General features: G+C 59.8%; 21 protein-coding genes and 2 pseudogenes. 3 read left to right on the forward strand and 20 right to left on the reverse strand.

Translation table 11 applies throughout. The features are described from left to right. Nucleotides 1-304: 304 nt before the first annotated feature. From nusB to aspS, 16 genes are all read right to left on the reverse strand, one after another. Nucleotides 305-715, reverse strand: coding sequence for a transcription antitermination factor NusB (gene nusB / locus HMPREF2779_RS04045; RefSeq protein ID WP_005505934.1), 411 nt, complete (start codon nt 713-715; stop codon nt 305-307). After that, on the reverse strand, nt 715-1,278 hold the full coding sequence (gene efp, locus HMPREF2779_RS04050) for an elongation factor P (RefSeq protein WP_005505932.1): 564 nt from the start codon (nt 1,276-1,278) through the stop codon (nt 715-717). Before efp ends, nusB begins: the two co-directional genes overlap by 1 nt. A gap of 214 nt (nt 1,279-1,492) precedes the next feature. Beyond that, complete coding sequence (aroB, locus tag HMPREF2779_RS04055; protein WP_070687234.1) at nt 1,493-2,623, reverse strand: 3-dehydroquinate synthase; 1,131 nt, start codon at nt 2,621-2,623, stop codon at nt 1,493-1,495. Nucleotides 2,624-2,648: 25 nt separating this feature from the next. Beyond that, nucleotides 2,649-4,046 carry a shikimate kinase gene (locus HMPREF2779_RS09310; protein ID WP_105360879.1) on the reverse strand — a complete coding sequence of 466 codons (1,398 nt, stop codon included), beginning with the start codon at nt 4,044-4,046 and terminating at the stop codon, nt 2,649-2,651. Further along, nucleotides 4,046-5,263 carry a chorismate synthase gene (gene aroC / locus HMPREF2779_RS04065; RefSeq protein WP_105360880.1) on the reverse strand — a complete coding sequence of 406 codons (1,218 nt, stop codon included), beginning with the start codon at nt 5,261-5,263 and terminating at the stop codon, nt 4,046-4,048. The genes HMPREF2779_RS09310 and aroC overlap by 1 nt, the downstream gene beginning before the upstream one ends. A gap of 119 nt (nt 5,264-5,382) precedes the next feature. Beyond that, on the reverse strand, nt 5,383-6,318 hold the full coding sequence (locus tag HMPREF2779_RS04070) for a shikimate dehydrogenase (protein WP_105360881.1): 936 nt from the start codon (nt 6,316-6,318) through the stop codon (nt 5,383-5,385). Between the two features lie 301 nt (nt 6,319-6,619). After that, a complete protein-coding gene (gene mltG / locus HMPREF2779_RS04075) occupies nt 6,620-7,813 on the reverse strand; it encodes an endolytic transglycosylase MltG (protein ID WP_105360882.1) in 1,194 nt (397 codons plus the stop codon). After that, the gene (ruvX, locus tag HMPREF2779_RS04080) at nt 7,810-8,373 is read right to left on the reverse strand and encodes a Holliday junction resolvase RuvX (RefSeq protein WP_005505922.1); all 564 of its coding nucleotides are present in this window, start codon (nt 8,371-8,373) and stop codon (nt 7,810-7,812) included. Before ruvX ends, mltG begins: the two co-directional genes overlap by 4 nt. 2 nt (nt 8,374-8,375) lie before the next feature. Next, nucleotides 8,376-11,063: an alanine--tRNA ligase gene (gene alaS, locus HMPREF2779_RS04085; RefSeq protein ID WP_105360883.1), complete on the reverse strand. Its 2,688-nt coding sequence runs from the start codon at nt 11,061-11,063 to the stop codon at nt 8,376-8,378. 131 nt (nt 11,064-11,194) lie between these two features. Next, nucleotides 11,195-11,689, reverse strand: a complete 495-nt coding sequence (locus HMPREF2779_RS04090; RefSeq protein WP_049352479.1) for a hypothetical protein — start codon at nt 11,687-11,689, stop codon at nt 11,195-11,197. After that, nucleotides 11,689-12,135, reverse strand: a complete 447-nt coding sequence (locus tag HMPREF2779_RS04095) for a DUF948 domain-containing protein (RefSeq protein WP_070686694.1) — start codon at nt 12,133-12,135, stop codon at nt 11,689-11,691. Before HMPREF2779_RS04095 ends, HMPREF2779_RS04090 begins: the two co-directional genes overlap by 1 nt. A 305-nt stretch (nt 12,136-12,440) precedes the next feature. Further along, complete coding sequence (rpsD, locus tag HMPREF2779_RS04100) at nt 12,441-13,073, reverse strand: 30S ribosomal protein S4 (protein ID WP_005508739.1); 633 nt, start codon at nt 13,071-13,073, stop codon at nt 12,441-12,443. Between the two features lie 693 nt (nt 13,074-13,766). Beyond that, the gene (locus HMPREF2779_RS04105) at nt 13,767-15,314 is read right to left on the reverse strand and encodes a replication-associated recombination protein A (RefSeq protein ID WP_105360884.1); all 1,548 of its coding nucleotides are present in this window, start codon (nt 15,312-15,314) and stop codon (nt 13,767-13,769) included. A gap of 164 nt (nt 15,315-15,478) precedes the next feature. After that, nucleotides 15,479-15,913, reverse strand: a complete 435-nt coding sequence (dtd, locus tag HMPREF2779_RS04110; protein WP_070686690.1) for a D-aminoacyl-tRNA deacylase — start codon at nt 15,911-15,913, stop codon at nt 15,479-15,481. 106 nt (nt 15,914-16,019) lie between these two features. Then, entirely contained in the window at nt 16,020-16,547 is a 528-nt protein-coding gene (locus HMPREF2779_RS04115) for a P-loop NTPase family protein (protein ID WP_070686685.1), read from the reverse strand. Between the two features lie 193 nt (nt 16,548-16,740). Beyond that, a complete protein-coding gene (gene aspS, locus HMPREF2779_RS04120) occupies nt 16,741-18,513 on the reverse strand; it encodes an aspartate--tRNA ligase (protein ID WP_105360885.1) in 1,773 nt (590 codons plus the stop codon). A 399-nt stretch (nt 18,514-18,912) separates the two neighbouring features. On the opposite strand from aspS, the pseudogene HMPREF2779_RS09325 reads away from it, so the two are divergent. Both HMPREF2779_RS09325 and HMPREF2779_RS09155 read left to right on the forward strand, forming a co-directional pair. Continuing rightward, nucleotides 18,913-19,098: pseudogene (locus HMPREF2779_RS09325) on the forward strand (type IV toxin-antitoxin system AbiEi family antitoxin domain-containing protein); the annotation flags it as partial. A 309-nt stretch (nt 19,099-19,407) separates the two neighbouring features. Further along, nucleotides 19,408-19,869, forward strand: coding sequence for an endonuclease domain-containing protein (locus tag HMPREF2779_RS09155; protein WP_233992262.1), 462 nt, complete (start codon nt 19,408-19,410; stop codon nt 19,867-19,869). Nucleotides 19,870-20,119: 250 nt separating this feature from the next. Here the strand turns inward: HMPREF2779_RS09155 and hisS are convergent, their stop codons facing one another. Then, nucleotides 20,120-21,481: a histidine--tRNA ligase gene (gene hisS / locus HMPREF2779_RS04130; RefSeq protein ID WP_070686683.1), complete on the reverse strand. Its 1,362-nt coding sequence runs from the start codon at nt 21,479-21,481 to the stop codon at nt 20,120-20,122. Between the two features lie 302 nt (nt 21,482-21,783). On the opposite strand from hisS, the gene HMPREF2779_RS04135 reads away from it, so the two are divergent. Continuing rightward, nucleotides 21,784-23,052: a DUF349 domain-containing protein gene (locus HMPREF2779_RS04135; protein WP_070686681.1), complete on the forward strand. Its 1,269-nt coding sequence runs from the start codon at nt 21,784-21,786 to the stop codon at nt 23,050-23,052. Nucleotides 23,053-23,237: 185 nt separating this feature from the next. Here the strand turns inward: HMPREF2779_RS04135 and HMPREF2779_RS04140 are convergent, their stop codons facing one another. The 3 genes and pseudogenes from HMPREF2779_RS04140 to HMPREF2779_RS04150 form a co-directional block, all read right to left on the reverse strand. Beyond that, entirely contained in the window at nt 23,238-23,948 is a 711-nt protein-coding gene (locus tag HMPREF2779_RS04140; protein WP_105360887.1) for a DUF6318 family protein, read from the reverse strand. Between the two features lie 126 nt (nt 23,949-24,074). Continuing rightward, complete coding sequence (locus HMPREF2779_RS04145; RefSeq protein ID WP_049327234.1) at nt 24,075-24,812, reverse strand: DUF6318 family protein; 738 nt, start codon at nt 24,810-24,812, stop codon at nt 24,075-24,077. 182 nt (nt 24,813-24,994) lie between these two features. Beyond that, nucleotides 24,995-25,645, reverse strand: a pseudogene (locus tag HMPREF2779_RS04150) (peptide ABC transporter ATPase); the annotation flags it as partial.

Below are 25,645 nucleotides of genomic sequence, written 5' to 3' on the forward strand. Positions count from 1 at the left end.
CGCTCAGCGCCGCAGAGGGGGCACTCCCCCGCCCGCGTTGTCAGGTGAAGCCTCGAATGTTACCCCTACCCACGGGCTCCGGTGCACCTCCCGACGTATCTCAGCCGGTACCACCGAACCCAGCGAGCGCATCCGGATCAGCATCCCAGACCCGAGCACACGACAAACGCAACCTAGACACAGAAAACCCCCGCCGTCCTGTAGCGAACTACAGCACGGCGGGGGTTTCACGTACGCTCCCTGCGGGCGCATCCTCAAACAGCGAACCAACCAGCTACAAGCCAGCAAGCCGCGGCGGGACGTCTTACGCGAGCAGGGTCGGCTTCACCTGACGGAGCTTATCCAACAGACCGTTCACGAACTTCGGAGATTCATTCGTGGACAGCACACGCGCCAGACCGACAGCCTCAGAAATTGCGACAGCATCCGGAACTTCGTCATTGTACAGAAGCTCCCAAGTGCCAATACGCAACACGGCACGGTCCACGGCGGGCATACGCTCGAAGGACCAGTCACGAGCGTAAGTCTCCACAAACTCACGGATCTCTTCGTCGTGGTCGCGGACGCCACGAATGATTTCCTCAGAGTAAGCAGAAATCTGCGCTACCGTGTACAGTCGGCGGCGGCGGAGTACCTCAATATAATCTTCGTTGCGCTGATCCGCCTCGAAGAGCACTTCGAGGGCGCGCAATCGGGCTTTCGTACGCGAATTCATTAGTCGTTCACGCGACCGAGGTACTCACCGGTGCGGGTGTCAACCTTGACCTTGGTGCCGGTCTCCAGGAACAGGGGAACCTGAATCTCGTAGCCGGTCTCAACGGTTGCGGGCTTGGTGCCGCCGGTGGAGCGGTCACCCTGCAGGCCGGGCTCAGTGTAGGTGATTTCGAGGACCACGGATGCGGGCAGCTCGATGTACAGGGGGCTACCCTCGTGCATTGCGATGGTTGCGGTCTGGGACTCGAGCATGTAGTTTGCTGCGTCGCCGACAACGGTTGCGGGAACGTTAATCTGGTCGTAGGTCTTCATGTCCATGAAGACGTAGTCGTCGCCGTCCTGGTACAGGTACTGGTAGTCGGAGCGGTCAACGGTTGCGGTTTCGATCTTAGCGCCAGCGTTGAAGGTACGGTCGACGACCTTGCCGGAGGTAACGTTGCGCAGCTTGGTGCGGACGAATGCGCCACCCTTACCGGGCTTAACGTGCTGGAACTCTACGACGGACCAGAGGTTGCCGTCAATCTTCAGGACGGCGCCGTTCTTAATATCGGTAGTGGATGCCATGGGGCTCTCCTTCGTGTCATCGACGCTCACGCCGTAGTGATACACCGGCGAGGCGCTAAGTTTTCAATGAGCAAAAATATGTCCCGTACATTCTACAGGATGCGCACGAATTTGCCTAGCAGGGTCGCCACAGTTTTTCTGTAGCACCCCGCCCGGCTGGCGCGTATTAGCAAACACGCGCCGAGTGCATCCGGTGAATATACGGGACTCACAACTACTCGGAGATAATCTCCTGGTAGGTCATGTACAGAATCGAGTCGTCCGGCACCTCGTAGACGCGCGGGCGAGCCAAACCGTCAAGAATGATGAAGCGCAGCAGGTTGCCGCGTGCCTTCTTGTCGCGGCGCATCGCTTCAAGCAGCTGGGGCCATGCGTCTGCCTTGTAGGAGGTGGGCAAGCCCAGGGATTCGAGGATGCGGCGGGTACGTGCCACGAGTTCTTCGTCGGCGTGGCCGGTTGCCAGCGCCAGTTCGGCGGCGTAGACCATGCCGACGGACACTGCCGCGCCGTGACGCCACTGATAACGCTCGTTGCGTTCGATAGCGTGGGCGAGAGTGTGGCCGTAGTTCAGGATTTCGCGGCGGCCGGATTCGCGCAGATCCTCGGAGACGACCTCCGCCTTCACGCGCACGCTGCGTTCAATGAGTTCACGCATCACGGCGGACTGCGAGTCGCGTACGGCGTTGGGGTTCGCCTCGATCAGGTCGAGAATTTCGGGGTCTGCGATGAAGCCGCACTTGACGACCTCACCCATGCCGGTCAGCAGCTCATGCTCGGGCAGGGTGCGCAGGGTACCGATCTCGCAGAGCACCGCTGCGGGCGGCCAGAACGCGCCGACCAGGTTCTTACCTTCGGCGGTGTTGATGCCGGTCTTACCGCCCACGGCAGCGTCCACCATGCCGAGCAGGGTGGTCGGAATGTGGATGACGCGCACGCCGCGCAGCCAGGTTGCCGCCACGAAGCCGGCAACGTCGGTAATGGCGCCGCCACCCACGGAGATGATCGCGTCGGTGCGGGTGAAGTCGTTCTGACCGAGCACCTGCCAGCAGAATGCCGCCACCTGGTAGTGCTTCGCCTCCTCAGCGTCCGGAATTTCGGCGCTAAACGATTCGTAGCCCATGGTGCGCAGGTCTTCCATGACCAGCTCACCGGTGGAACGCAGGGCACGCGGGTGAATCACGAGCACCTTCTTGGTGCGGTTGCCCAGAATTTCGGGGATTTTACCGAGCAGGTTGTGGCCGATAAGAACCTCATAGTTCTCACGCGGGGAGCTGCCGGTCACCGGGACGCGGGTGATATCTTCCGCGCCGGAGGCACCGAAAGTGGGGGTGGGCTGAGTGCTCATCATGTGTCCTTTCACAGGTGAGGGGTTATGCTTGGGGGCGCTGCGCGCGGGAGGCGCGGGTTGCGGTCACGTACGCCTGGATTTCGGCGGTCATCTCGGTGATGGGGCGGCCGCCTCGTGCGTCCAGGGTGAAGTGCGCCAGCTCTTCGTATCGGCTGCGGCGGCGCTCAAAAATTTCGGTCCACCGCTCAACCGGGTTCGGCTGCAGCAGCGGGCGGGTCTTGTTGCCGGTAATGCGCGGGGTGACGGTCTCAGCATCAACGAGGATGTACACCACGCATTCGTCCTTGAGTAGCTCCGCGACCGAGTCGGTCATGGGCGCGCCACCGCCCAGGGAGAACACCGTGTTGCGGTACACGGGCGAGGTGAGGACCTCTTCGATGGTTTTGCGTTCGAGCTCGCGGAAATGCGCCTCACCGAAAATCTCGAAGATTTCGGAGACTTCACCGTAGCGTTCCACGATGAGCTGGTCGGCGTCGAGGAACTCGTAGCCGTAGAAACGCGCCAGGTGCGTACCAATGTAGGTCTTACCTGCCGCCATGGGGCCGATGAGCACGATGGGGCGAGAGCGTTCCGCGAAGTTCTCGTGCATTTCACGCACCTGCTGCGGGTGGATGCGAGCGCCGCAGGCGGACTCGTCTTCTGCGAGCGCCTCTGCGGGGACAGCAAGCTCTGCGGGGACGGTGAGCTCTGCGGGTGCCACAGATTCAGCCGGGGTTGCAGGTTCAGCCGGTACTGCAGGTTCGGCGGGTGCGGCAACCTGAACCTTGCCGAACAGCGCCGGGGTCGGACGAACCGGCTTGGCGGGTTCAGCCGCGGGCGCAACTACAGGATGTGCAGGTGCCGGCTTGAGCGCAGCGACTACTGACAGCGCGGCCGGTTTTGGAGCTGCGGGCTTGGCAGGTGCAGGCATAGGCACAGTCGGCTTGGGTGCTTCCGCCTTCGCGAGTTCCCTGCGGGATTCCTCTTCAGCGGTGCCCATGCCCTGCAGGGCGCTGAGCAGCTTCAGGCGCAGGTCCTCGTCCAGGCCGAGCGCCGGGTCGGCATCCTCAGACACCGAGGAGGCATACAGGCGCACACCCTGCGTGCTCGCCGTAGCGGCGGCGGGCAGGGGGCGGGCGCCAGAACGCATCAAATCAGCGGGGGTGGGCACGCGAGAAGCCGGGCGGGAAGAATCCTCACGCGCAACAGCCTCACGAGCCCCAGCGCCCGCAGCCTCAACACTCTGCTCAGCCGCAGCAGATACACCGGATTCTGCGCCGGTTTCCGGGCGCGGCGAAGCGCCCCCTCGCGCACGTTGCGTTGCCGCAGCAATACGCGCAAGGGGGCTCGAAGCGACCGGGCGAACACCCTGTTCCACAGAAACCTCCCCGGAACCGCGACCTTCCACGCCGCGGCCCTCAGACTCCGCCGGAAGGGGCACTACGCGTCCCAACCAGCCACGTTAGACTCCCACGCCAGAGACGCCGGGATAGCGTCCAGGTAGGAATCCATGTTGCGGCGAGTCTCACCAATCGAGTCGCCGCCAAACTTCTCCAGTGCAGCCTCAGCGAGCACCAGGGCGACCATAGCCTCCGCCACCACGCCAGCGGCGGGAACAGCACACACGTCCGAACGCTGGTGGTGGGCGCGAGCCTCTTCACCGGTGGAAGTATCAATGGTCTTCAGGGCCTTCGGCACGGTCGCAATGGGCTTCATTGCCGCGCGCACACGCAGCAGATCGCCAATGCTCATGCCGCCCTCAATACCACCTGCACGGTTGGTATCGCGGGTTACGCCGTTTTCGCCAATGGAAATCTCGTCGTGAGCGGCAGTGCCCGGGCGGTCAGCGGTCGCGAAACCGTCACCAACCTCAACGCCCTTAATAGCCTGAATACCCATCAGCGCTGCGGCAAGGCGCGCATCCAAGCGGCGGTCCCAGTGCACGTACGAACCCAGTCCGGGAGGCATACCGTACGCGAGCACCTCAACCACACCGCCGAGAGTCTCGCCGTCCTTGTGCGCCTCATCCACGCGCTGAACCATCGCGTCGGAGGTAGCCTTATCGAAGCAGCGCAGCGGGTCAGCGTCCAGCTGCTCAACGTTGCGGGGCGAAGGCACCGGGGCACCCTCGGGAGCGTGCACGCCACCCACAGCCACGGTGTGAGAAACCAGCTCAACACCCAGAGCCTTCAAAATCTGGGCGGCAACCACGCCGAGAGCCACGCGGGTCGCAGTCTCACGTGCGGAGGCGCGCTCCAGCACCGGGCGAGCCTCAGAGAAGTTGTACTTCTGCATACCCGTAAAATCGGCGTGACCGGGGCGCGGACGGGTCAGCGCAGCGTTACGCGCACGACCCTCAATCAGCTTCGGATCCACCGGATCGGAGCTCATCACGTCAGTCCACTTGGGCCACTCGGTGTTCGCAATCTCAATCGCGACCGGGCCGCCCTGAGTCAGGCCGTGACGCACACCGCCCAGGATGCGCACGCGGTCCTCCTCGAACTTCATGCGGGCACCGCGGCCGTAGCCGAGGCGGCGACGAGCCAGGGCGTCACGCACCATGTCGCTGGTGAGTTCCACACCGGCGGGTACGCCCTCAATAATGCCGACGAGCGCCTCGCCGTGGGATTCTCCGGCAGTGAGCCAACGCAGGGCCATAGGTTAACCTCTTTTCATCGCACCCGCACCGCAGCGCAGGAGGAAGGAATAATAATTCTTCACGTGTATAAATAGTGTATAAAATGCCTGTTTACTGAGCGAGTGAAAGCACGCTTTTTTCACGAAACGGAAGCACGAGGAGCAAGATTAACCGCCGCGCACATCGCATTCACCAGGCCCAGCAGATCACCCTCAGACAGGGTGCGGCCGGTGAACAGCAGCACCTGCTCCACCGCCTGATACAGCAGCATCTCCAGGCCAGAAACCACCGTGCCGCCGTTAGCCTCCCAGGCGCTCGCCAGCACCGAAGGCCACGGGTTATACGCAACATCGAGCAGTACCGGCTGGCGCGTTGCGGAGGCGCCCTTCAGCCCGCTCAGCTGGCTCGCCCACTCATCCGCCGCATGGGCCGGAAGCGTAGAAATCACCGGGTGATGACCGCGCTCCGCAAGGTTCTGCGGCAAATCAGCCAGAGAAACCTGCTCCAGCTGAACGCCCAGGCGGTCCGCCGCCTCCTGCACGCTACCGAGCTTATGCAGCGAACGGGCGTACACGCTCACGCGAGAATACCCCAGCTGATGCAGTGCGGTCAGGGCGGAAATAGCAGTCGCTCCCCCACCCACAATCGCGGCAGAATCCTTAAGCGGCTGCGGCTCCAAACCGGCGTGGCGCAGCGCGTTCACAATGCCGATCACGTCCGTGTTATCGCCCAGCACCTTCTCACCGCGCGGATACACCGTGTTCACCGCACCGGTCACGCGGGCAGTCTCACTCAGCTTATCGCAATACTTGATGACCGCGGTCTTCAACGGCATCGTCACCGACAAACCCGCAATATACGGGGCGTCCTCCGTACCCTTCGGGTGACGCACACCGTGCATAATCGCCGGCAAATCATCGGGTAAAGTATCGCGGCGATCATAACCCAAATTCTGCTCACCCAAAAAGTCATACGCGGCACGATGCAGCGCAGGCGACAGCGAATGCGCAATAGGGTGCCCCAGCACGTAGGCGCGGCGAAGATACGGGGCCTCACGGTACGGTTCAGTCTTCATCGATAGATACTCTTTCGCTCTCAACGCTGGGGAACGCTCTCAACACTTGGGGTTTGGGGTTTGGGGCTTGCGGACACGCACGCCACGAACCCAAGTTCATAGGCGCACTCTACCCATTTTAAGGGACAAACCAATATTCAGGTACAGCCCACTAACCAAGCACAACCGAGCACCCCAGTATTCGGGTACAGCAAAGGCGGGCACCTCCCCCACTCTCGTGGAGGCGGTACCCGCCTCAGCAAGGAACCTTCAGTCCAAAGCTACCGAATCGTAGCTACCGGCTGAACCAATCAGCTGCAGCTTAGCTACAACGGTTCGGGTGATTAGAACACCACTGGTTGTACTCTTCAACATAACGCTGGTGCTCAGCGTAAGTGCGGGAGTACTTAGTCTCACCGGAATCCAGGTCCACAGTCACCCAGTAGTAGTACGGGTTCTTCTCGGGAGCCGCGGCAGCCTTAATCGAAGCCAGCTGCGGGGAACCAATCGGACCCTTCGGAAGACCCTTATTCGCATAAGTGTTGTACTTATTGTTCTTATCGGCCTTCTGCTCTTCAGTCAGGTGGTACGAGCGGATACCCAGACCGTAGGTTACGGTCGCATCCGACTGGATCAGACCCGAGGTCTCACCATCGGGGTTGTTCAGACGATTCTCAATGATGCCTGCAACCGCCACGTAGTCCTTCGGCTGAGCCTCAAGCTCCACGATAGACGCGATGGTCAGAACCTCGAAGGTCTTCTGGTCGCCGCTCACGCCGGCTTCCTTCAGGTCAGCCTTGGTCTTATCAACCATGGTCTGAATGACCTTCTTGATGTCGGTGTCCTTCGGGAAGCGGTACTCACCCGGGTGCAGCCAACCCTCAATCGAGGGGAAGTTGCTCGGCACACCGTACTGGGTGTAGTTGCTGACTGCGTCCTCAACCTGCTTGCGGGTGAACGCGCCATCGGAGCCAGAAACAATCAGGTCGATGGTCTCACTCATGCGCTTGCCCTGCGGAATCGCCAGGTACAGTACGTTGCTATTCGCCTCAATAATGGTCTTAATCGCGCTCGAGCTGCTCATGTGCTGCTGCAGTTCATAGGTGCCAGGCTGCAAGTACTTACCCTTGCTTTCCTTGGTGTACATCTCAAGGAACTTATCAGCATCAGCAATGATGCCAGCCTCTTCCAGCTCAGAAGCCACCTGCGCGGTGGACTGGCCGGAACGAATCGTGAACGTCACGGTCGTGCCGTTACCGCCACCCGAGTAGTCACGATTCTTGAACGGGTCGTAGCGAGTAATCAGGGCACCAGAAATGATGACCAGAGCCACGACAAACAGGGAAATTGCGCTCAGCAAAACGGCGCGGCGGCGGCGCTTACGCGCACGCAACGTAGCCACCGACACGATTTCCTGTTCCATCGTAATGCCGGTAATACCCTTACGTTCGTCCTCGGCCGTGGGCCTAAAGAGGTCGAGCCCGCTCTCTTCGGGGTGTTTATTCTGTTCGGTCACTGAAGGTTCTCCGTTTCGTTGACGGCACCAACCGCGGTCCCTTCTGACTCGGACGGTCGGTTTTCTTCGTGGGCCGGATCGCTCACCTTGTACCCGGCTACGGACTGCCCCGCCTTGAGGGCATCCAAGCTGTACTGCAAAATATTCACAGCCGCCACCTGGTCAACCATAGTCTTGAAATCTCGGCTGGAAACCCCAGCCTCGTGCAGTGCACGGTGAGCGCTCACGGTGGTGAGTCGCTCATCCACCAGCCAAATGTTAATGTGTGTCTTCTCTTCGGCATCCAGCTCGGAGCGCAGAGCCTGAGCGTACTCCCGAGCCATTTCCGTGGAGGGAGAATCCCCACCACGCATGGTCTTCGGAAGCCCGACGAAAACCTCCACCACCTCGTTCACCTCAATCAGCTTACGCAAAACACGGCGGTCAGAGTTCTTCTTCGCGTCGCGGCGTAGCGTCTTGAGCGGGGTGGCGAGAATACCGTCGGGGTCGCTGAGGGCGGTGCCGACGCGGGCGTTACCCACATCGACACCCATCCGCACTCCGCGCTGGAATTCCGCCATGTTTAGGCCTGATCCTGTGCGATAGCGTCGCGGACAGCGTCCAGTGCAGCACCAATCTTGGATGCGTCCTGGCCACCACCCTGCGCGATGTCGTCCTTACCGCCGCCACCGCCGCCGAGAACACCGGCAGCGACGCGGACCAGAGCGCCAGCCTTCACGCCAGCCTCACGGGCACCCTCGTTGGTTGCCACCAGGATGACGGGGCGGCCATTAGCCACACCCACCACGGCAACAACAGCGGCCTCGGAGCCGAAGCGCGAACGCAGATCCAGAGCCAGCTCACGAACGCCGTTAGCGTCCAGTTCGCCAGCGTCATGCGCCAGAACGCGAACAGAACCGATGGTCTGTGCGTTCTCCAGCAGCTTGCCAGCCTCAGCCTGCAGCTTCTCGCGGCGCAGCTGAGCCAGCTCCTTCTCCGCAGCCTTCAGCTTAGCCAGAGTCTGGTTAAGCTTCTCCGGCAGATCAGCGGAAGACTGAACCTTCATCAGGCCGGTCAGCTGGTTCACCAGGGTACGCTCAGCAGCCAGGTGGTTGAAGGAATCCAGACCCACCAAAGCCTCAACACGGCGGTTACCGGAGCCAACAGAACCCTCGGTCAGCAGGGTCAGCGAACCAATCTCAGCGGACGAACCAACGTGGGTACCACCGCACAGCTCGCGGGAGAACTCGCCGCCGATTTCAACAACACGCACCACGTCGCCGTACTTCTCGCCGAAGAGGCTCATAGCGCCCAGAGCCTTAGCCTCAGCAATCGGCATCTCACGGGTAATCACCTCGTGGTTATCGCGGATCGCGAGGTTAGCAACCTCTTCAACCTCACGCTTAGCGGACTCGGACAGGCCCTCGTTCCACGCAAAGTCGAAACGCAGGTAGCCTTCCTTGTTGAAAGAGCCACGCTGAGTAGCCTCGTTGCCGAGCACCTGGTGCAGGGCAGCGTGAATGATGTGGGTACCGGAGTGTGCCTTCTCACCGTCGCGGCGGCGCTGAACGTCAACCTGTGCCACAACATCGGCACCGACGTGAACCTCGCCCTCACGCACAACGGCGCGGTGAACGCTCAGGCCCTTCACGGGCTGCTGAACGTCCTGAACGTCAATGATGAAGCCATTGCCGGTAATGACACCGGTATCAGCTGCCTGGCCACCAGCCTCCGCGTAGAACGGAGTCTCATCCAGGACAACCTCAATCTTGTCGCCAGCCTTAGCGGCGGGAACCGACACGCCGTCCACCAGGATTGCGCGCAGCTTAGTCTCAGTACGCAGCTCGGTGTAACCGGTGAAGATGGAGCCACACTCGTCCACGAGCTTACGCAGCTCGGACAGGTCAGCGAACGCACCCTTCTTCGCCTTAGCGTCAGCCTGCGCACGGTGACGCTGCTCAGCCATCAGCTCACGGAAAGCCTTCTCATCAACCTTCACGCCAGCCTCAGCAGCCATCTCCAGGGTCAGGTCAATCGGGAAGCCGTAGGTGTCGTGCAGAGCAAACGCCTCAGCACCAGAAACAGCGTTGGAGCCGTCCTTCTTAGCGGCAGCGACAGCCTCTTCCAGACGCTCAGTACCGGTCTCAATGGTGTGCAGGAACGCCTTCTCCTCAGCGTACGCAATGCGGGAAATACGCTCGAAGTCGTCAGCAACGTACGGGAAAGCACCCTTCATCGCATCACGCGAAGCCGGGAACAGCACGGGCAAGCAGGGCTCAGTCACGCCCAGCAGACGCATCGCACGAATCGCGCGGCGCATCAGACGGCGCAGAATGTAGCCGCGACCCTCGTTGGAGGGGGTCACGCCGTCAGCAATCAGCATCAGCGAGGAACGGATGTGGTCCGCGACCACGCGCATACGCACGTCGTCCTCATAGCCCTCGTCCTTGGGGGACTCGGAGCCGTGGTACTTCTTACCGGACAGCTTAGAAGCAGCGTCCAGAACGGGGCGGACCTGGTCAGTCTCGTAGAAGTTCTCAACACCCTGCAGCAGCATTGCCATACGTTCAACGCCCAGACCGGTATCGATGTTCTTCTTCGGCAGCTCACCCAGAATCTCGAAGTCATCCTTGCCGATGCCCTCGCCACGCTGGTACTGCATGAACACAAGGTTCCAAATCTCAATGTAACGGTCGTCGTCAGCCGCCGGGCCGCCTTCCTTACCGTAGGCGGGGCCACGGTCGTAGAAAATCTCCGAGTCGGGGCCTGCAGGGCCGGGCTGACCGGTGGACCAGTAGTTTTCCTTCATGCCCATACGCTGAATACGCTCAGCGGGGAAACCAACGGTCTTAGTCCAAATCTCGAACGCCTCATCGTCACCCTCATAAATGGTGACCCACAGACGCTCGGGGTCCAGGCCGTAGCCGCCCTCCTCAACGGAAGAGGTCAGCAGCTCGTAAGCAAAAGGAATCGCCTTCTCCTTGAAGTAATCACCGAAGGAGAAGTTACCAGCCATCTGGAAGAAGGTACCGTGACGCGCAGTCTTACCGACCTCTTCAATGTCCAGGGTGCGGATGCACTTCTGCACGCTGGTCGCGCGGGAGAACGGAGGGGTCTCACGGCCCAGGAAGTAGGGAATGAACGGCACCATACCGGCAATGGTGAACATAGCGCCGGGCTCGTTCGAAATCAGCGATGCCGAAGGCACCACAGTATGGCCGCGGGAAGCGAAGAAATCGATCCAGCGCTTGGAAATCTCCTGTGAGAGCATCTCGTTCCTTAGAGTAATCTGTGCGAAATTCTAAATTGTCTACTGACCTATGGTGCCTGCCCGAGAGTAAAATGGCTAATCGAGCCAGTCTCGTACCGTGGTTTACGGGCGAAGACACCACCTTTTGAAACCTAGTTGAAGAAGCCGTCACCGAGCTGACGGTCACGCGCAATACGCTGCTCACGCGCTCGCTTCTGAGCCTCTTCCAAGGAGGCAATCTCAGCCTCCACCTCAATGAGTTCACGCTCAGCCAGACGGCGGTTCGTGGACTCAATCTCAGTCGAGCTCATCTGGCGGTCCCACGTATCCAGGGAGCCAGGACGCAAATCCTGCTTCTGGCGCTCCACCTTAGCGTTGAGCTCCATCTCCTTCTCCTGCATGCCCTCACGCACGCGGGCGGCGAACTCAACAGCACGCAACGCATACGGCTGCAGGGGCTTGCCAATCGGCGAATCGAAGAACTTTCCCATCTGAGACTCCGGGTTGAGGGCAAGCTCACCGTGCTCACGCATGAGCAGGGCGCTGCCGGGGGTACGCTGAGCAGGTTCGGAGGCGGCACGCCTGGAAGCGAAGTAACCCACCGCCGCACCGGCGCCAAGTAGAAGAGCTGAACGAAGCAGACCCATTAGTTCTCACCGCCTGCAGAGTAAGAGGACTGTGCCGAACCGTACTGACCGCCAGCGTGGGTATTGCCGGTGTTGCCAGCGGTGCCGTGTGCATCGCCGGGCTTACCGCCACGGAACGCCTGACGCACACCGTACGAGAAGGACGCAACCTTAATCAGCGGCTGACCCACAGTCGAGGTCACCAACGAGGACAGCGCAGAAACGTTCGCGGATGCATCCGAAACGTTCGAGGTGATGTCGTCAACCTTCTCCAGCTGCTCATTGGTGGTCACCACAGTGCGGGTCACCTCTTCAATGAGGGGGCCGGTGCTCTGGTTCAGCGAACGAATCGTCACGATAAGCTCATCAAACACCTTAGTCAGGCGAATAATGGGTAGCGCAAGAAGAGCCACCAGAATCGCAAAAACTCCTGCCGCAATCAGGCCCGCAATATCTCCGCCGGTCATCTATAACCCCATTCCGCTCAATGCATGATGCTTATCAATAGTCGTACAGGACCGCATGCCACCGTGGCACGCAGCCGGATTGTGCGTACAGTTCAGGAATGTATACACAGTTCAATCCCCTATTTTAGTCGAAAAATCCTTCAAACGCCCCCTAAACTCTCATGAAACTCCCAGCGACGGAAGATTCACAGGTTCAGCAGCACCACTGCCCTCTGGTGTATATACCCCAAAAACCCGCGCGTTAAACGGGAACAACCCGCCCCCACCGAACGGTGCAGGACGGGTTGCTTCTCGAAAAATCGAGATTATGCCAGACGCGAGTAGTACTCAACGACCAGCTGCTCATCGCAGATCACGGGGATCTCTTCGCGCTTGGGCTTGCGCTCAAGCTTTGCGTGCAGCTTCTCGATCTCAACGTTCAGGTATGCGGGAACCTCGGGCAGAACTGCCTGGTTCTCACCTGCAGCCGCAGCCTGGAAGGGGGTGGTCTTCTCAGCCTTGGGGTGAACGTGGATCAGCTGGCCGGGCTTGACGTGGAACGAGGGACGGTCCACGCGAACGCCGTCAACCATGATGTGACGGTGAACAACCATCTGACGTGCCTGTGCAATGGTGCGGGCGAAGCCTGCACGCAGAACCAGAGCGTCGAGGCGAGTCTCGAGCAGCTCGACCATGTTCTTACCGGTCTGGCCCTCGGTACGCTTTGCCTCGAGGTATGCGCGGCGCATCTGTGCCTCGCGGATGTTGTACTGAGCGCGCAGACGCTGCTTTTCCTTCAGCTGGGTAGCGTAGTTGGAGTCAGCCTTCTTGCGGGCACGGCCGTGCTGGCCGGGGCCGTAAGGACGACGCTCGAGGTACTTTTCTGCCTTCGGGGTCAGTGCAATGCCCAGGGCACGGGACTGACGCACGGTACGGCGGGTGCGGTTGTGCTTAGCCACAATCTACCTTTCATATGTGAGGCTCCTGCACCCTCACGGGTGAGGCCTCAGTCTGTTGAATACTGGCCTCCTCGGTTGACCCCGCCGGAATCCGTACGCGACCGATTCGGTCGTTGCTGTACGGCGGTGGGGCGGAGAGCTCGGGGCAGAGTACCCCGCAGCTACATTACTGACACCCGCATAGATGCGGGCGTAGTAATTGCCAGACCCGTCAAGCTTACCGGATGCACCCGGGCTTTACCAGCCTTTTGGGAAATCATTGGTTCAAATCCTGTGCGTGTGGGTTTTTGATACTTACCCACACGACCCCACAGGGATTATTTATGCCCGTCAGGACTCTTTAGATGCGCCTTCCCCGGAAAATCACGGCGCTGAGATGTTGAATTGTAATCATTTCGTTATTTTTAACCTGTGTCTTTATGGGAAATAGCTTGATTCTATACCCCTAAATCGCCTAGACTAGAGAACATAACGAGCTTGACCTCTGCCCTTCCGGGAAGGCCGACAGTCAAGACTTCTATCACAACTCAAAACTCTGACGCGGTGCGCAGTACTACCGAGGTACTACGCACCGCTTTCTGTTTGCACTCAGTCCTATACAGCTACCTGCTCTATACGGCTACTTGCCTACCGCACCGCTCCCCCGGCGGTCAGCAGTCAAAGTAGTAGGCGACTCGATGAGAGCCGCGTGAGCTAACGGGTCGTATCCTGCGCCGGAGCCGCATCCAAAATACGGCGAATACGCTCACGACGCTCCGTCAACGTACGCTCAAAACCATGCTGAGTCGGCTCGTAATAGACCGTACCGCGCAGAGTATCCGGCAGATACTGTTGCGCCGCCACGTGACCCGGCTCATCATGGGCATAAATGTACCCCACGCCGTGACCAAACTGCTTAGCCCCCGCATAATGGCCATCACGCAAATGCACCGGAACCTGACCGGCAGCACCCGCACGCACATCTGCAATCGCACGATTAATAGCGTTATACGCGGCGTTCGACTTCGGCGCAAGCGCACAATAAATCACCGCCTGCGAGAGGATAATACGCGCCTCCGGCATACCCACCAGCGCCACTGACTGCGCCGCAGCCGTCGCCACCTGCAGCGCCTGCGGATCAGCCAGACCAATATCCTCACTCGCCAAAATCATGATGCGACGAGCCACAAAACGCGGATCCTCGCCGCCCTCCAGCATGCGCGCCAGGTAGTGCACCGCGGCATCCGCGTCAGAGCCACGCATGGACTTAATGAAGGCACTCACCACGTCATAATGCTGATCGCCCGAACGGTCGTAGCGGATTGCGGCGCGGTCCACCGCCTCCGTAGCGCGCGCCAGGGTGATGCGCACGGGCGCGGCAGGTTTCGTAGACTTCTCCCCCGCCTGATTTGCCGAATTTACCGAGTCTGCCGAATCTGCCAAATCCTCAGCGGAGCGGGCAGATTCTACCGAAGCCTGTTCGGCCTCGCTAAAGGCAATCGCAGCCGCCGCCTCCAGGGAAGTCAGAGAGCGGCGAGCGTCGCCTCCAGAAACCGCCGCGAGGTGGGCGCGCGCATCCTCATCAATGACCGCCGCACCATCAAAACCGCGCGGATCAGCCAACGCACGGTCAATCAGACGCTCAATATCGGACTGCTCCAGCGAATGAACCCGTAACAGTAGCGAGCGCGAGAGCAGCGGCGAAATAATGCTGAACGACGGGTTCTCCGTCGTAGCCGCCACCAGAATCACCCAGCGGTTCTCCACGCCGGGCAGGAGCGCATCCTGCTGAGCCTTTGTAAAACGGTGAATCTCGTCGAGGAACAGCACGGTGGTCGTGCCGTACATGTCACGGTCGAGCAGCGCCTGATCCATGACCGCGCGCACATCCTTCACGCCCGCGGTAATCGCCGAAAGCTCCACAAACTTACGACCCGGCGCGCGCGCAATCACATGCGCCAGGGTGGTCTTACCCGTACCCGGAGGGCCGTACAAAATCACCGAGGACGGGCCAGCCGGGCCGGCGTTCTCCCCCGCCAACACGCGCAGAGGCGCACCCGGAGTCAGCAGATGCTCCTGGCCGAGGACCTCATCAATCGTGCGTGGACGCATACGCACCGCCAACGGCGCACGAGACGCCGAACGGGCAGAGCGCGCACGCGACGCAGAGGCACGCGAGGAGGGCTCCTCAGCGGGTGCACCAATCAGGCTCACGCGGTCCCCGTCATCGGGCAACTCAAGATCAAAGAGGGAATCAGCCATAGTCTTACTCTATCGTTTCACAATCTGGAGGCGGGTACGGGATGTGGATATACAGTTGCGGATTTAGCTCGCGGCGTGACACCACACGGGTTTTCGATAGGTTAGTGTCTTCGCCGTGGGTTTTAAACCCCGGGGCAATCCACTAACCTATCGAAAGCGCCGGCCTAGAGGGTCTCACTATCGAGAATCAGGGTCACCGGGCCGTCATTGACCAGCTCCACCTGCATGTCCGCACCGAACACGCCGGTCTCCACGTGCAGGCCACGCTCACGCAGCGCCTCCACATAGTCGTTGAACAGCGGCTCGCTCACCGCACCGGGCGCAGCGGCAGACCAGGAGGGGCGGCGACCCTTCTTCGCATCCCCGTACAGGGTGAACTGGCTGACCGCCAGCACGGGTGCGCCCTCATCGAGCAGGGACTTCTCCCCCTCCAGCAGGCGCAGGTTCGCGGTCTTATCGGCAAGCTTCGCAATCTGCGCCGCACCGTCACCGTGAGTGATACCGACCAGAACCAGGTAGCCGGGCTGGTCAATCGTGCCGACCGTCTCACCCGCCACGCGCACCGCCGCGCGGGTCACGCGCTGAATAACTACTCGCATCTTTCACCTTTCAACTTGGAGCCGGTCTTCACCGGGCTCATATATCTCTTTCGACACCACACTCGGCGGCTGGTTTAGGGGAGCCGCTGTTCTAGAGGTAACAGCCTCAGAGCACGCCGCGCAGCTGCACGGCACGCAAAAACTGGTTCGCCGCCCGCGGGGTACGAAACTCAATAAAACGCTTCTGCAGATGCTGCCATCGAGCCTCCGCCAGCAATTCCCCAACATGCGGGTAGCTCCTCCACGTGTACCGGATCATGTTGTCCGGGTCGCGCAGAATATTCTTCAGCGGCGGCTCCACATTATCAGCCCACAGCCTCTGACCCGTCACCGCACGGCGCACCGTCCGGCGAACCACACGCCACATGACCACCGCACGGCTATAGCGCAAGTAAATCACCACATCCGCACGCTCCAGCAGGCGGCCGCGCACCTGCGGATACTGCCACTCCGTAATCCATGCAGGCCGCTCAATGAGCGCCTGAACATCCGCCTCAAAACTAGGGCGCGGAGTCCAGCTCGGACCCCAATGCAACGAGTCCATCTCCGTATGCGGAATGTCCAGGAGGCGCCCCAACCGCGCCGCGAACGTCGTCTTACCGCTACCGCTCGGGCCGGCAATCAGAATACGCATGCTCCCCTCCACCTTTGGTTAGTACACAAAACGGCACGCACGCCACTTGATACAAAAGGTGGGCTGCGACCCTGCACCAGCAGAATACACAGCCCACCCTCAACAGAAACCCCGGCACAACTCAACGCCCACCGGGTTCACGCCGCACAGGCCCACACCCCCTACGAGGCGCACGACCAAAGACTAGAGAAGATTACTCCTCGTCCTTCTTCTTCGGCTTGAAATCAACGCCAGCTTCCTTACGCTGCTCCGGAGTAATCGGTGCAGGAGCCGCAGTCAGCGGATCGAAACCATTACCGGTCTTCGGGAACGCAATAACCTCGCGGATTGAATCAACGCCAGCCAGCAGAGACACAATACGGTCCCAACCGAACGCAATACCACCCATGGGCGGCGCGCCGTACTTGAACGCATCCAGCAGGAAGCCGAACTTCTCCTGAGCCTCTTCCTCACCAATGCCCATCACAGCGAACACGCGTTCCTGCACGTCACGGCGGTGAATACGGATCGAACCGCCACCAATCTCGTTACCGTTACAGACAATGTCGTAAGCGTACGCCAGAGCCGAACCCGGGTCAGTGTCGAAAGTATCCATGAACTCGGGCTTCGGGGAGGTGAACGCGTGGTGCACAGCAGTCCACGCGGAGTGACCCAGAGCCACGTCACCGGACTCAGTAGCCTCAGCAGAAGACTCGAACATGGGAGCGTCAACAACCCACACGAATGACCACTCGCCGTCCTTAATCAGGCCGGTACGGTGACCAATCTCAACACGAGCAGCACCCAGCAGCGCACGGGAAGCCTTAGCCTCACCAGCAGCGAAGAAGATGCAGTCGCCGGGCTTCGCGCCGGTAGCCTCAGCCAGGCCAGCACGCTCAGCGTCAGTAATGTTCTTAGCAACCGGGCCGGTCAGCTCGCCATCCTCCTGAACGAGGACATACGCCAGGCCCTTAGCGCCACGCTGCTTAGCCCACTCCTGCCAAGCGTCCAGGGTACGGCGAGGCTGAGAAGCACCGCCGGGCATGACCACAGCACCCACGTAAGGAGCCTTAAACACGCGGAAAGTGGTGTCCTTGAAGTACTCGGTCAGCTCAGTCAGCTCCAGACCAAAACGCAGGTCAGGCTTGTCCGAACCGTACTTCTCCATCGCATCCTTGTAGGTAATGCGCTGAATCGGGCGGGGAACCTTCACATCAATCAGGTTCCACACAGCCTCAACGATGCGCTCGCCCAGCTCAATGATGTCTTCCTGATCAACGAACGACGCCTCAATGTCCAGCTGAGTGAACTCAGGCTGACGGTCCGCACGGAAGTCCTCATCACGGTAGCAACGAGCAATCTGGTAGTACTTCTCAATACCGCCCACCTGCAGTAGCTGCTTGAACAGCTGAGGGGACTGCGGCAGAGCATACCAAGAACCCGGGGCCAAACGAGCCGGTACCAGGAAGTCACGCGCACCCTCAGGGGTGGAACGGGTCAGGGTCGGGGTCTCAACCTCAATGTAGCCGTCCTCGGCCAGCAGGTTGCGTGCCGCACGGTTCGCGTCCGAACGCAGGCGCATGATGCGAGCCGGCTCCGGGCGGCGAAGGTCCAGGTAGCGGTAGCGCAGGCGCGCCTCCTCACCCACCTCAACGTGCTCGTCAATCTGGAAAGGCAGCGGAGCGGCAGTGTTCAGCACCTCAACGGCGGACACCTCAACCTCAATCTCGCCGGTCGCCAGGTTCGGGTTCTCGTTACCCTCCGGGCGCTTAGTCACCAGACCGGTCACACGCAGCACATACTCGTTGCGCAGGTGCTCAAAATCAGCCTCATTGTGGAAAACACACTGGGTGACACCCTCACGGTCACGCAGGTCAACGAAAGCGACACCACCGTGGTCGCGGCGGCGAGCCACCCAACCGGTCAAGGTAACAGTCTCTCCAATATTTGCGGCGGTCAGCTCGCCGTTGGTGTGAGTGCGAAGCACAGACATTCCTTTCATAGCGGGCACCTCACGACTATAGACAGTAGCCGGGTACACGCGGTTGATGATATGCGCACACTGCGTGCGCCTCATATATTGTATCCCCTCCGGGCAGGTCGATGGCGGGTCGGGGCAAGTCTGGGCAAGTCAGGCGCCAGAAAATGGGGTGCAGAGGCGGGGGTGCAGGTAGGGCGGCAGGTTCGTGGGTGTCTGCGGTCGATAGGTTAGTGTCTTCGCCGTGGGTCTTTAACCCGGGGTGAAGACACTACCCTATCGAAGTATTACCGGGGAATCCACTCCGCATGCCTGTGGACAAACACTTTTTCGGTAGAATCCGCGAAGTTATCCACAGATTTCACGAACAAGCCCCACAACCTCACACAGCCTGCCAGGATAAAGCCTATGAACACAGCAACTATTCCGTGGCAACGCGTCCCAAACGTACTACCGGCTACACCAGAAATTACCCGTACCGCAGAACTACACCCATTCGTGCTGAACTCCCAGATGCTCAACCTGCGAGGAATCGGTCCGAAACGCATTCGCAAGCTAGTGGCGGAAGGGTCTCTGCAACGTATCCAGCGAGGAGCCTATATTTACACCCGCGATGCCCAAGCGCTCACCCCCGAAGAGCGGCTCACGGTACGGTGCATCGCTGCTCAGATGATGGGTCTTCAAGGGATCTTCTCCCACACATCAGCCGCGGCGCTATGGGGACTTGATGTACTCTCTGTTCCCCAAATGATAAGCGTGTATAGCTGTAGTCATAGCACCTCTGATAAGGGAAGAATCACCCGGCATTACAGCGCCACCGGCCCCGAGGAAGTCACCAGATTGCCGGGCACCTCCATCATGGTTACGACGGTGGCTCGCACGCTGCAGGATTGCGCGCGTAGCATGCCCTTTCGGGAGGCGGTAGTCCTCGCTGACTCCATCATGCGGCGGGGACTACTGGAACCCCACGAGGTAACCGAGATTCTACTGAACCTCACGGGGTACGGCGGTTCCGCAGGACCTTTCCTGGCGCAGGCGGTGGATGCATCCAGTGAGTCGGCCGGTGAAAGCCTCACCCGATGCCTGCTCATGGAACACAGGCTGCCCCTCCCCGTAACGCAGTACCCGATTTCGTGCGAGGGCCGTAACTACCGGGTAGACTTCGCCTGGCCCGAGGTGCGCGTCATTCTCGAATTCGACGGTGAACAGAAATACGTGGACCACTCCGGCAGGGACCGCTACGAGGCAGCCCGCGACCGCGCACTGACCCGCGCCGGGTGGACGGTCGTGCACCTCACGTGGGCTGACATCTTCAACAAGGAGCTGGAGGTCGTGACCCATTTGCGGAACCTACTCTTGAGATAAAGCGAGGGAACGCCTCAGTCGATAGGTTAGTGTCTTCACCCCGGGTTAAAGACCCACGGCGAAGACACTAGCCTATCGAAAATCTGGGCCCGCATAAAAAGACCCGCCCGGCAGGGAGGTTAACATCCTCCCCACCAGGCGGGTACACATCCATATGCAGGCTACAGCAACCAAATTACTACAGCAGCCAGATATTACAGCGGCCAAACACCGCAGGCATTACAGGCCCTACGATACAGGCCCCTAATGTTTACAGGCCCTTAGCACGCACAATCTGAACGTGCAGGTCTTCAGCCGGCGGCATCCACGAAGCCGGATCAGCAGCAACCTGCTCACCCGAACGGATGTCCTTCACCTCGTGAACCGGGGCACCCGACTCATCCGAAGAAATAAACCACACGAACGGAATGCCGCGCTTCTCAGCGTACTTAATCTGCTTACCGAACTTCGCCGCATTCGCAGACACCTCACACGCGATACCGCGGGCACGCAGCGCATCCGCAACATCATTCGCGGCCGACCAGCCCTCATCATTCGTCAGGGCAACAAACACAGCCGAAGGCACCTTACGGCTCGCCTGCGCAAAACCCTGCGACAGAATACGAGCCACCACACGAGTCACACCAATCGACAGGCCAACACCCGGGTACGTCTTCTTACCGTTCGACGCCAGCGACTCATAACGGCCACCCGAACAGATCGAACCCAGCGACTCGTGACCAACTAGAACAGTCTCATACACGGTGCCGGTGTAGTAGTCCAAACCGCGAGCAATCGACAGGTCAGCCAGCACCTTACCCGGCGCACGGCGAGCCGCCTCCTCAATGACCTCAGCCAGCTCAGCAAGACCCTGATCCAGCAGCTCATGCTCCACCGAATACTTAGCCGCAAGCGCACGCACCTGCTCCACGAAAGAAGCATCCTCAGTGCGGATCTGCGCCAGCTCCAGGGCGGCAGCGGCAGCATCCGCGCTCGCACCAGCCTCAGCCTGTAGCTCCTCAGCCACACGCTCAGCACCAATCTTCTCCAGCTTGTCAATAGAACGCAGAACAGCCGCAGTATCAGTCAAACCCAAGCCCAGGTAGAAACCCTCAGCCAGCTTGCGGTTATTCACACGCAGCTTGAACTCAGGAATCGGCAGCTTCGACAGCGCATCAACAACAACCAGCGCCAAGGTCACGTCGTAACGGAACGGCAGCTCGCCGTCACCAACCACGTCAATATCAGCCTGAGTGAACTCGCGGGCACGACCCTCCTGCGGACGCTCACCACGCCACACCTTCTGAATCTGGTAACGCGAGAACGGGAAATTCAAGTAACCGGCGTTCTCCACCACGTAACGGGCAAACGGCACGGTCAGGTCAAAGTGCAGAGCCAGCTTTTCCTTAGCCTTCGCAGCCTCGTCCTCCTGCAGGCGAGAAATTGCGTAAACTTCCTTGTCTATCTCACCTTTGCGCAGCAGCTGCTCAATAGTCTCTACCGAACGAGTCTCAATCGGGGAGAAACCGTGCAACTCAAAAGTCTCACGCAAAGTGTCCAGAACATGATTCTCAACCAACCGCTCAGCCGGAAGATACTCGGGAAAACCAGACAGCGAAGCCTTGCGAGCCATACGCGATACTCCTTGACAAAGAACTCGACAACAAAACCCCGGAACACCTCCGGGCATATCTACCCATCATACCAACACCCACCCCAGCACAGCACCCACTCCCCCAGCTCACCCGACACAAACCCACGCAAACCCGCAGCCGGCAGGTTCGCCCACAACACAACACGACCAGACACTACTCACACACACCCCACAGAGGCTATGCTTAGGAGGTGCACACGCACACCCAAACGGGTGCCCACCACGGGGAACAGCGCAAAGGCGCCCCACCCCCAGCACCCCCGAGTGAAAGAGTTATAGCGGTGACTACCAAACCCGACGACACTGTAAACCTCGAAAAGGCACGCCAGTACGGCCGCGTCTCCGAGGACGGCCACGTCTTCGTCATTGTCGACGGCGAAGAATACGCCGTAGGCCAGCTGCCCGGCGCCTCCGAAGAAGAAGCGCTCAGCTACTTCGCCCGCAAGTTTGAAAACGTCGAGGCGCAGGTTGCCCTGCTCGAATCCCGCCTCGCTAACAACGCCCCCGCCGCAGACCTGCAGAAGGGCATCACCTCCATCGGTGCACAGATTGGTGTGCGCAACATGGTCGGTGACTACTCCGGCCTGCAGAAGCGCCTCATCTCCCTCGCAGAGCAGATCGCTGAACTCGACGAAAAGCAGCAGCAGGCACGCACCGAAAACCGTGAACGCGCCCTCGCCGTCCGCGAAGAAATCGTCGCGGAAGCCGAGCAGATTGCCGGCCAGGATCCTGACCAGATTCACTGGAAGAACTCCCACTCCCGCATGAACGAACTGTTCGAAGCGTGGAAGAAGGCACAGCGCGAAATTCACCTGGCAAAGAGCGTAGAGGACGAGCTGTGGAAGCGTTTCCGCGCAGCCCGCACCACCTTCGACCGCAACCGCCGCGCACACTTCTCGCAGCTGGACGACCGCAACGCACGCATCAAGCGTGCCAAGGAAGAGCTGATCGCACGTGCGGAAGAGCTGTCCACCTCCACTGACTGGTCTGAAACTTCCCGCGCATACAGCGACCTGATGCGCGCCTGGAAGCAGGTACCCCGCGGCCACCGCCGCGAAGACGACAAGCTGTGGGCACGCTTCCGCGCGGCACAGGACGTGTTCTTCAACGCCCGCAACGAAGCCGAAGCAGCGCAGGACGCAGTCTACGCCGAAAACCTCAAGGTCAAGGAAGCGCTGCTCGAAGAAGCACGCGCACTCCTGCCCGTCGAAGACATTGAGGCGGCGAAGGCAGCCTTCGAGAAGATCCTGGACCGCTGGGATGCGGCAGGCCGCGTACCCCGCAACGACCTGCGCCGCGTCGACGGCGAGCTTCGCCGCATTCAGGACGAAATCAACGGTGCCGAAGAGGCAAAGTGGAAGCGCAACGACCCCGCCAAGGCGGCACGCGCGAACTCCCTGCTCGCACAGATCGAGGACTCCCTCGCCGAACTGGAAGCAGAGCTCGCCGCAGCTGAAAAGGGCGGCGACTCCAAGAAGATCGCCAAGGCCAAGGAAGCTCTGGAGGCGCGCCGCGCCTGGGCAGCAACCCTGCAGGGCTTCGGCAACTAGGGTCTAGCCGACGGTCTAAATAACGGTCTAATTAACGCCGAGAAGCCACATGTGTTTCGAAAAGCCACCAAAGAAGTGGCTTTTCGAAACACATGTGGCTTCTGCGTGTCTGCGGAATGTCTGCTGGGTGTCTGTGGGATGCGGGATATCTGCGGGGTGCGGACTTTTAGGATCGGCTGGAGGGACTAGTCATCAACGGGCTCATAATTCATGATTTCCCATTTCTGCCCGTTGTGCTTCAGCTCAAATCTAAAGGTGTCATCGGTTTTATCGTCATTACTCCATTTGCGCCAGCTACCGTCAGATTCAACATAAGTCTCGTAATCCCATTCGCGGTACGCCTTCCAGAAATAGGTTTCACCGTCTTCTGACCAGGGGTTACCGTCAGCAAGATAATGGTTTATACCGCCAATGACCCATCCGCCTCTCTTGTAAAGGTCCTCGACGCCTGTATAGGCCTTACGTTCGTCTTCAAAAGTAGGGGACATGAACTTGAAAGTCATCGAGTAATCGCCAGTTTGAGTACCGTAATTACCCCACAAAATCCAGGCATCCATCGTCTTACGCATGCCCTCTAGAGACTTTTCGTTGTAGCCGTCTTCCGGAGCATTGGGTTTCGGTACATTCTGTGCTGGACCGTGCTTGTCAGCCGGGCGATACTCGCCATCGGGCGCCTTGGAGCCGCCCGAATAGCCTCGAACAGTAGACGGGGTGGCGCTCGCCGAAGGCGATTCAGAAGCCGCCGCAGACGCCGAGGTGGTCTCGCTCGGCGCGGCGGAAGTCGTGGCTGCCGCCTCGTTATTAGCTTGCTGACCGCAGGCTCCAAGAAGGGTACTGAGACCCATGAGTGCGCCGCCGTTCAACAACGCTCGACGAGTAAGAAAAACGGAAGTCATGGAAGTAGATTCCTTCTATCGGTGTGGTGTGAATGGGGGATGCTGATTAGAAAGCGGAAGATAGAGAAATTCTCGAAGCAAGAATAAGAATTCTTGCGATACTAATAAGTGCTTTATATTTCCTATTTAGTCATCTACTTGTTCAAAATCGATAATCTTCCAACCTTCAGAGGTGTACTTGAACGAGAACTTCCACGTGTCGTCATCCTTTCTATCATTCTCATAAGACTTCCAATCACCGTTAGGTTCAACGTACATAACGTAACCCCACTCCCGGTACGCCTTCCAGAAGTAAGTCTCCCCCTCAATCCAGGGGTTCCCGTCAGCAATGTAGTGATCAAGTCCCGCGATAATCCAGCCGCCTCGCTTGTAGAGGGCTTCAAGACCTTCGTAGGAATCTAGTAGTTCCGTGAAGCTACCGTCAACGAATTTGCGTGCTTGGCTGTAGTCTCCGGTCTGGGTGCCGTAGTTGTTCCATTCAATCCACGCGTTGAGTGTTTTGCGTAGACCTTCATTGGATTTTTCTCGGTATCCGTCCTCAGGTGATGCAGGTTTCGGAACGTTTTGTGCCGGACCGTTAGGGTCAGCTCCGCGGTACTCCCCGTCAGGTGCCTTTGAGCCGCCGGAGTAGCCGCGGGTAATGACCGGGCTCGGAGTAGCTGATGCAGAAGAGGCATCGGAAGCCGCCGTAGAAGCTGAAGCGGAAGTCATTTCGCTCGGCGTGGCGGAGGCGGTCTCGCTCGGTGCTGCCGAGGCGCTCGCCTCATTAGCCGCCTGCTGGCCGCATGCCGCAAGCAGGGCACCAAGACCCAGAAGGGTACCGCCGCTCAACAGTGTGCGGCGGTTCAAAATAACGGAAGTCATGGAAATACATTCCTCGTATCGGTGTGAAGTGTGAATAGGGGGGGCTGGTTAGAAACCGGAAGACTAACCAACCACAGGGAAGAACCCGATAGCCGAGAAGCCACATGTGTTTCGAAAAGCCACCAGCAAAGTGGCTTCTCGGCGAACATGTGGCTTCTCAACGTAAAACCCACGGGAGGGGCTTACATGTCGGGCCAGTCGCGGTGCAACGAATACTCCGTATCCCCGTCACCATTGTCATTCAGGTGCCAGCGCTGACCGGTACGAATATCGGCCTTGCGCAGACGCGGGTTCGGATTATCCTTCTTACCCATGGTCGGGTCGTTCTTGCAACCCCAACGAGTGTCGTCGTAGCTGCAGTCACCGGCTACGCGGCCCACATCAACCCACCAGACACGAATCAGCAGCGGGTCACTGGTCGCCTGCGGGGTCACCATCATCATCTGCCACGAGCCACCGTCCACGCGGAAACGAGCCGTGTAATGCACGGTCGCATACGCGTGGAAGTTACCCGAACGCTGGTAGGCGTAGCTGGTATCCGTCTGCCTCGGACACTCACGAGGGTAGGTGGTGACCGGTTTGCCAGCGGTGTAGTTAGTGGCAGTATCGCCGTTGCCGTACTCGATGACATAGGAGGAGGGCATGAGTTCAATTTCGACGTGTCCGGCGAGCATGTCTGCTTCGAGGCGGTAGGGGCCTCCGTCATCGACGTAGAAGTTAATCTGGTCGCCCTTGTAGACGTTGGGGTCGCCTTCTGCTCGGCCGGTGCCTGCGGGGTTGTTGTAGGACTGGTGCAGGGTGGGCTTGCCTGGCTCTAGCGACTCTGCAGCGTG

This window comes from Rothia sp. HMSC069C03 (assembly GCF_001811075.1).
GTDB lineage: Bacteria > Actinomycetota > Actinomycetes > Actinomycetales > Micrococcaceae > Rothia > Rothia mucilaginosa.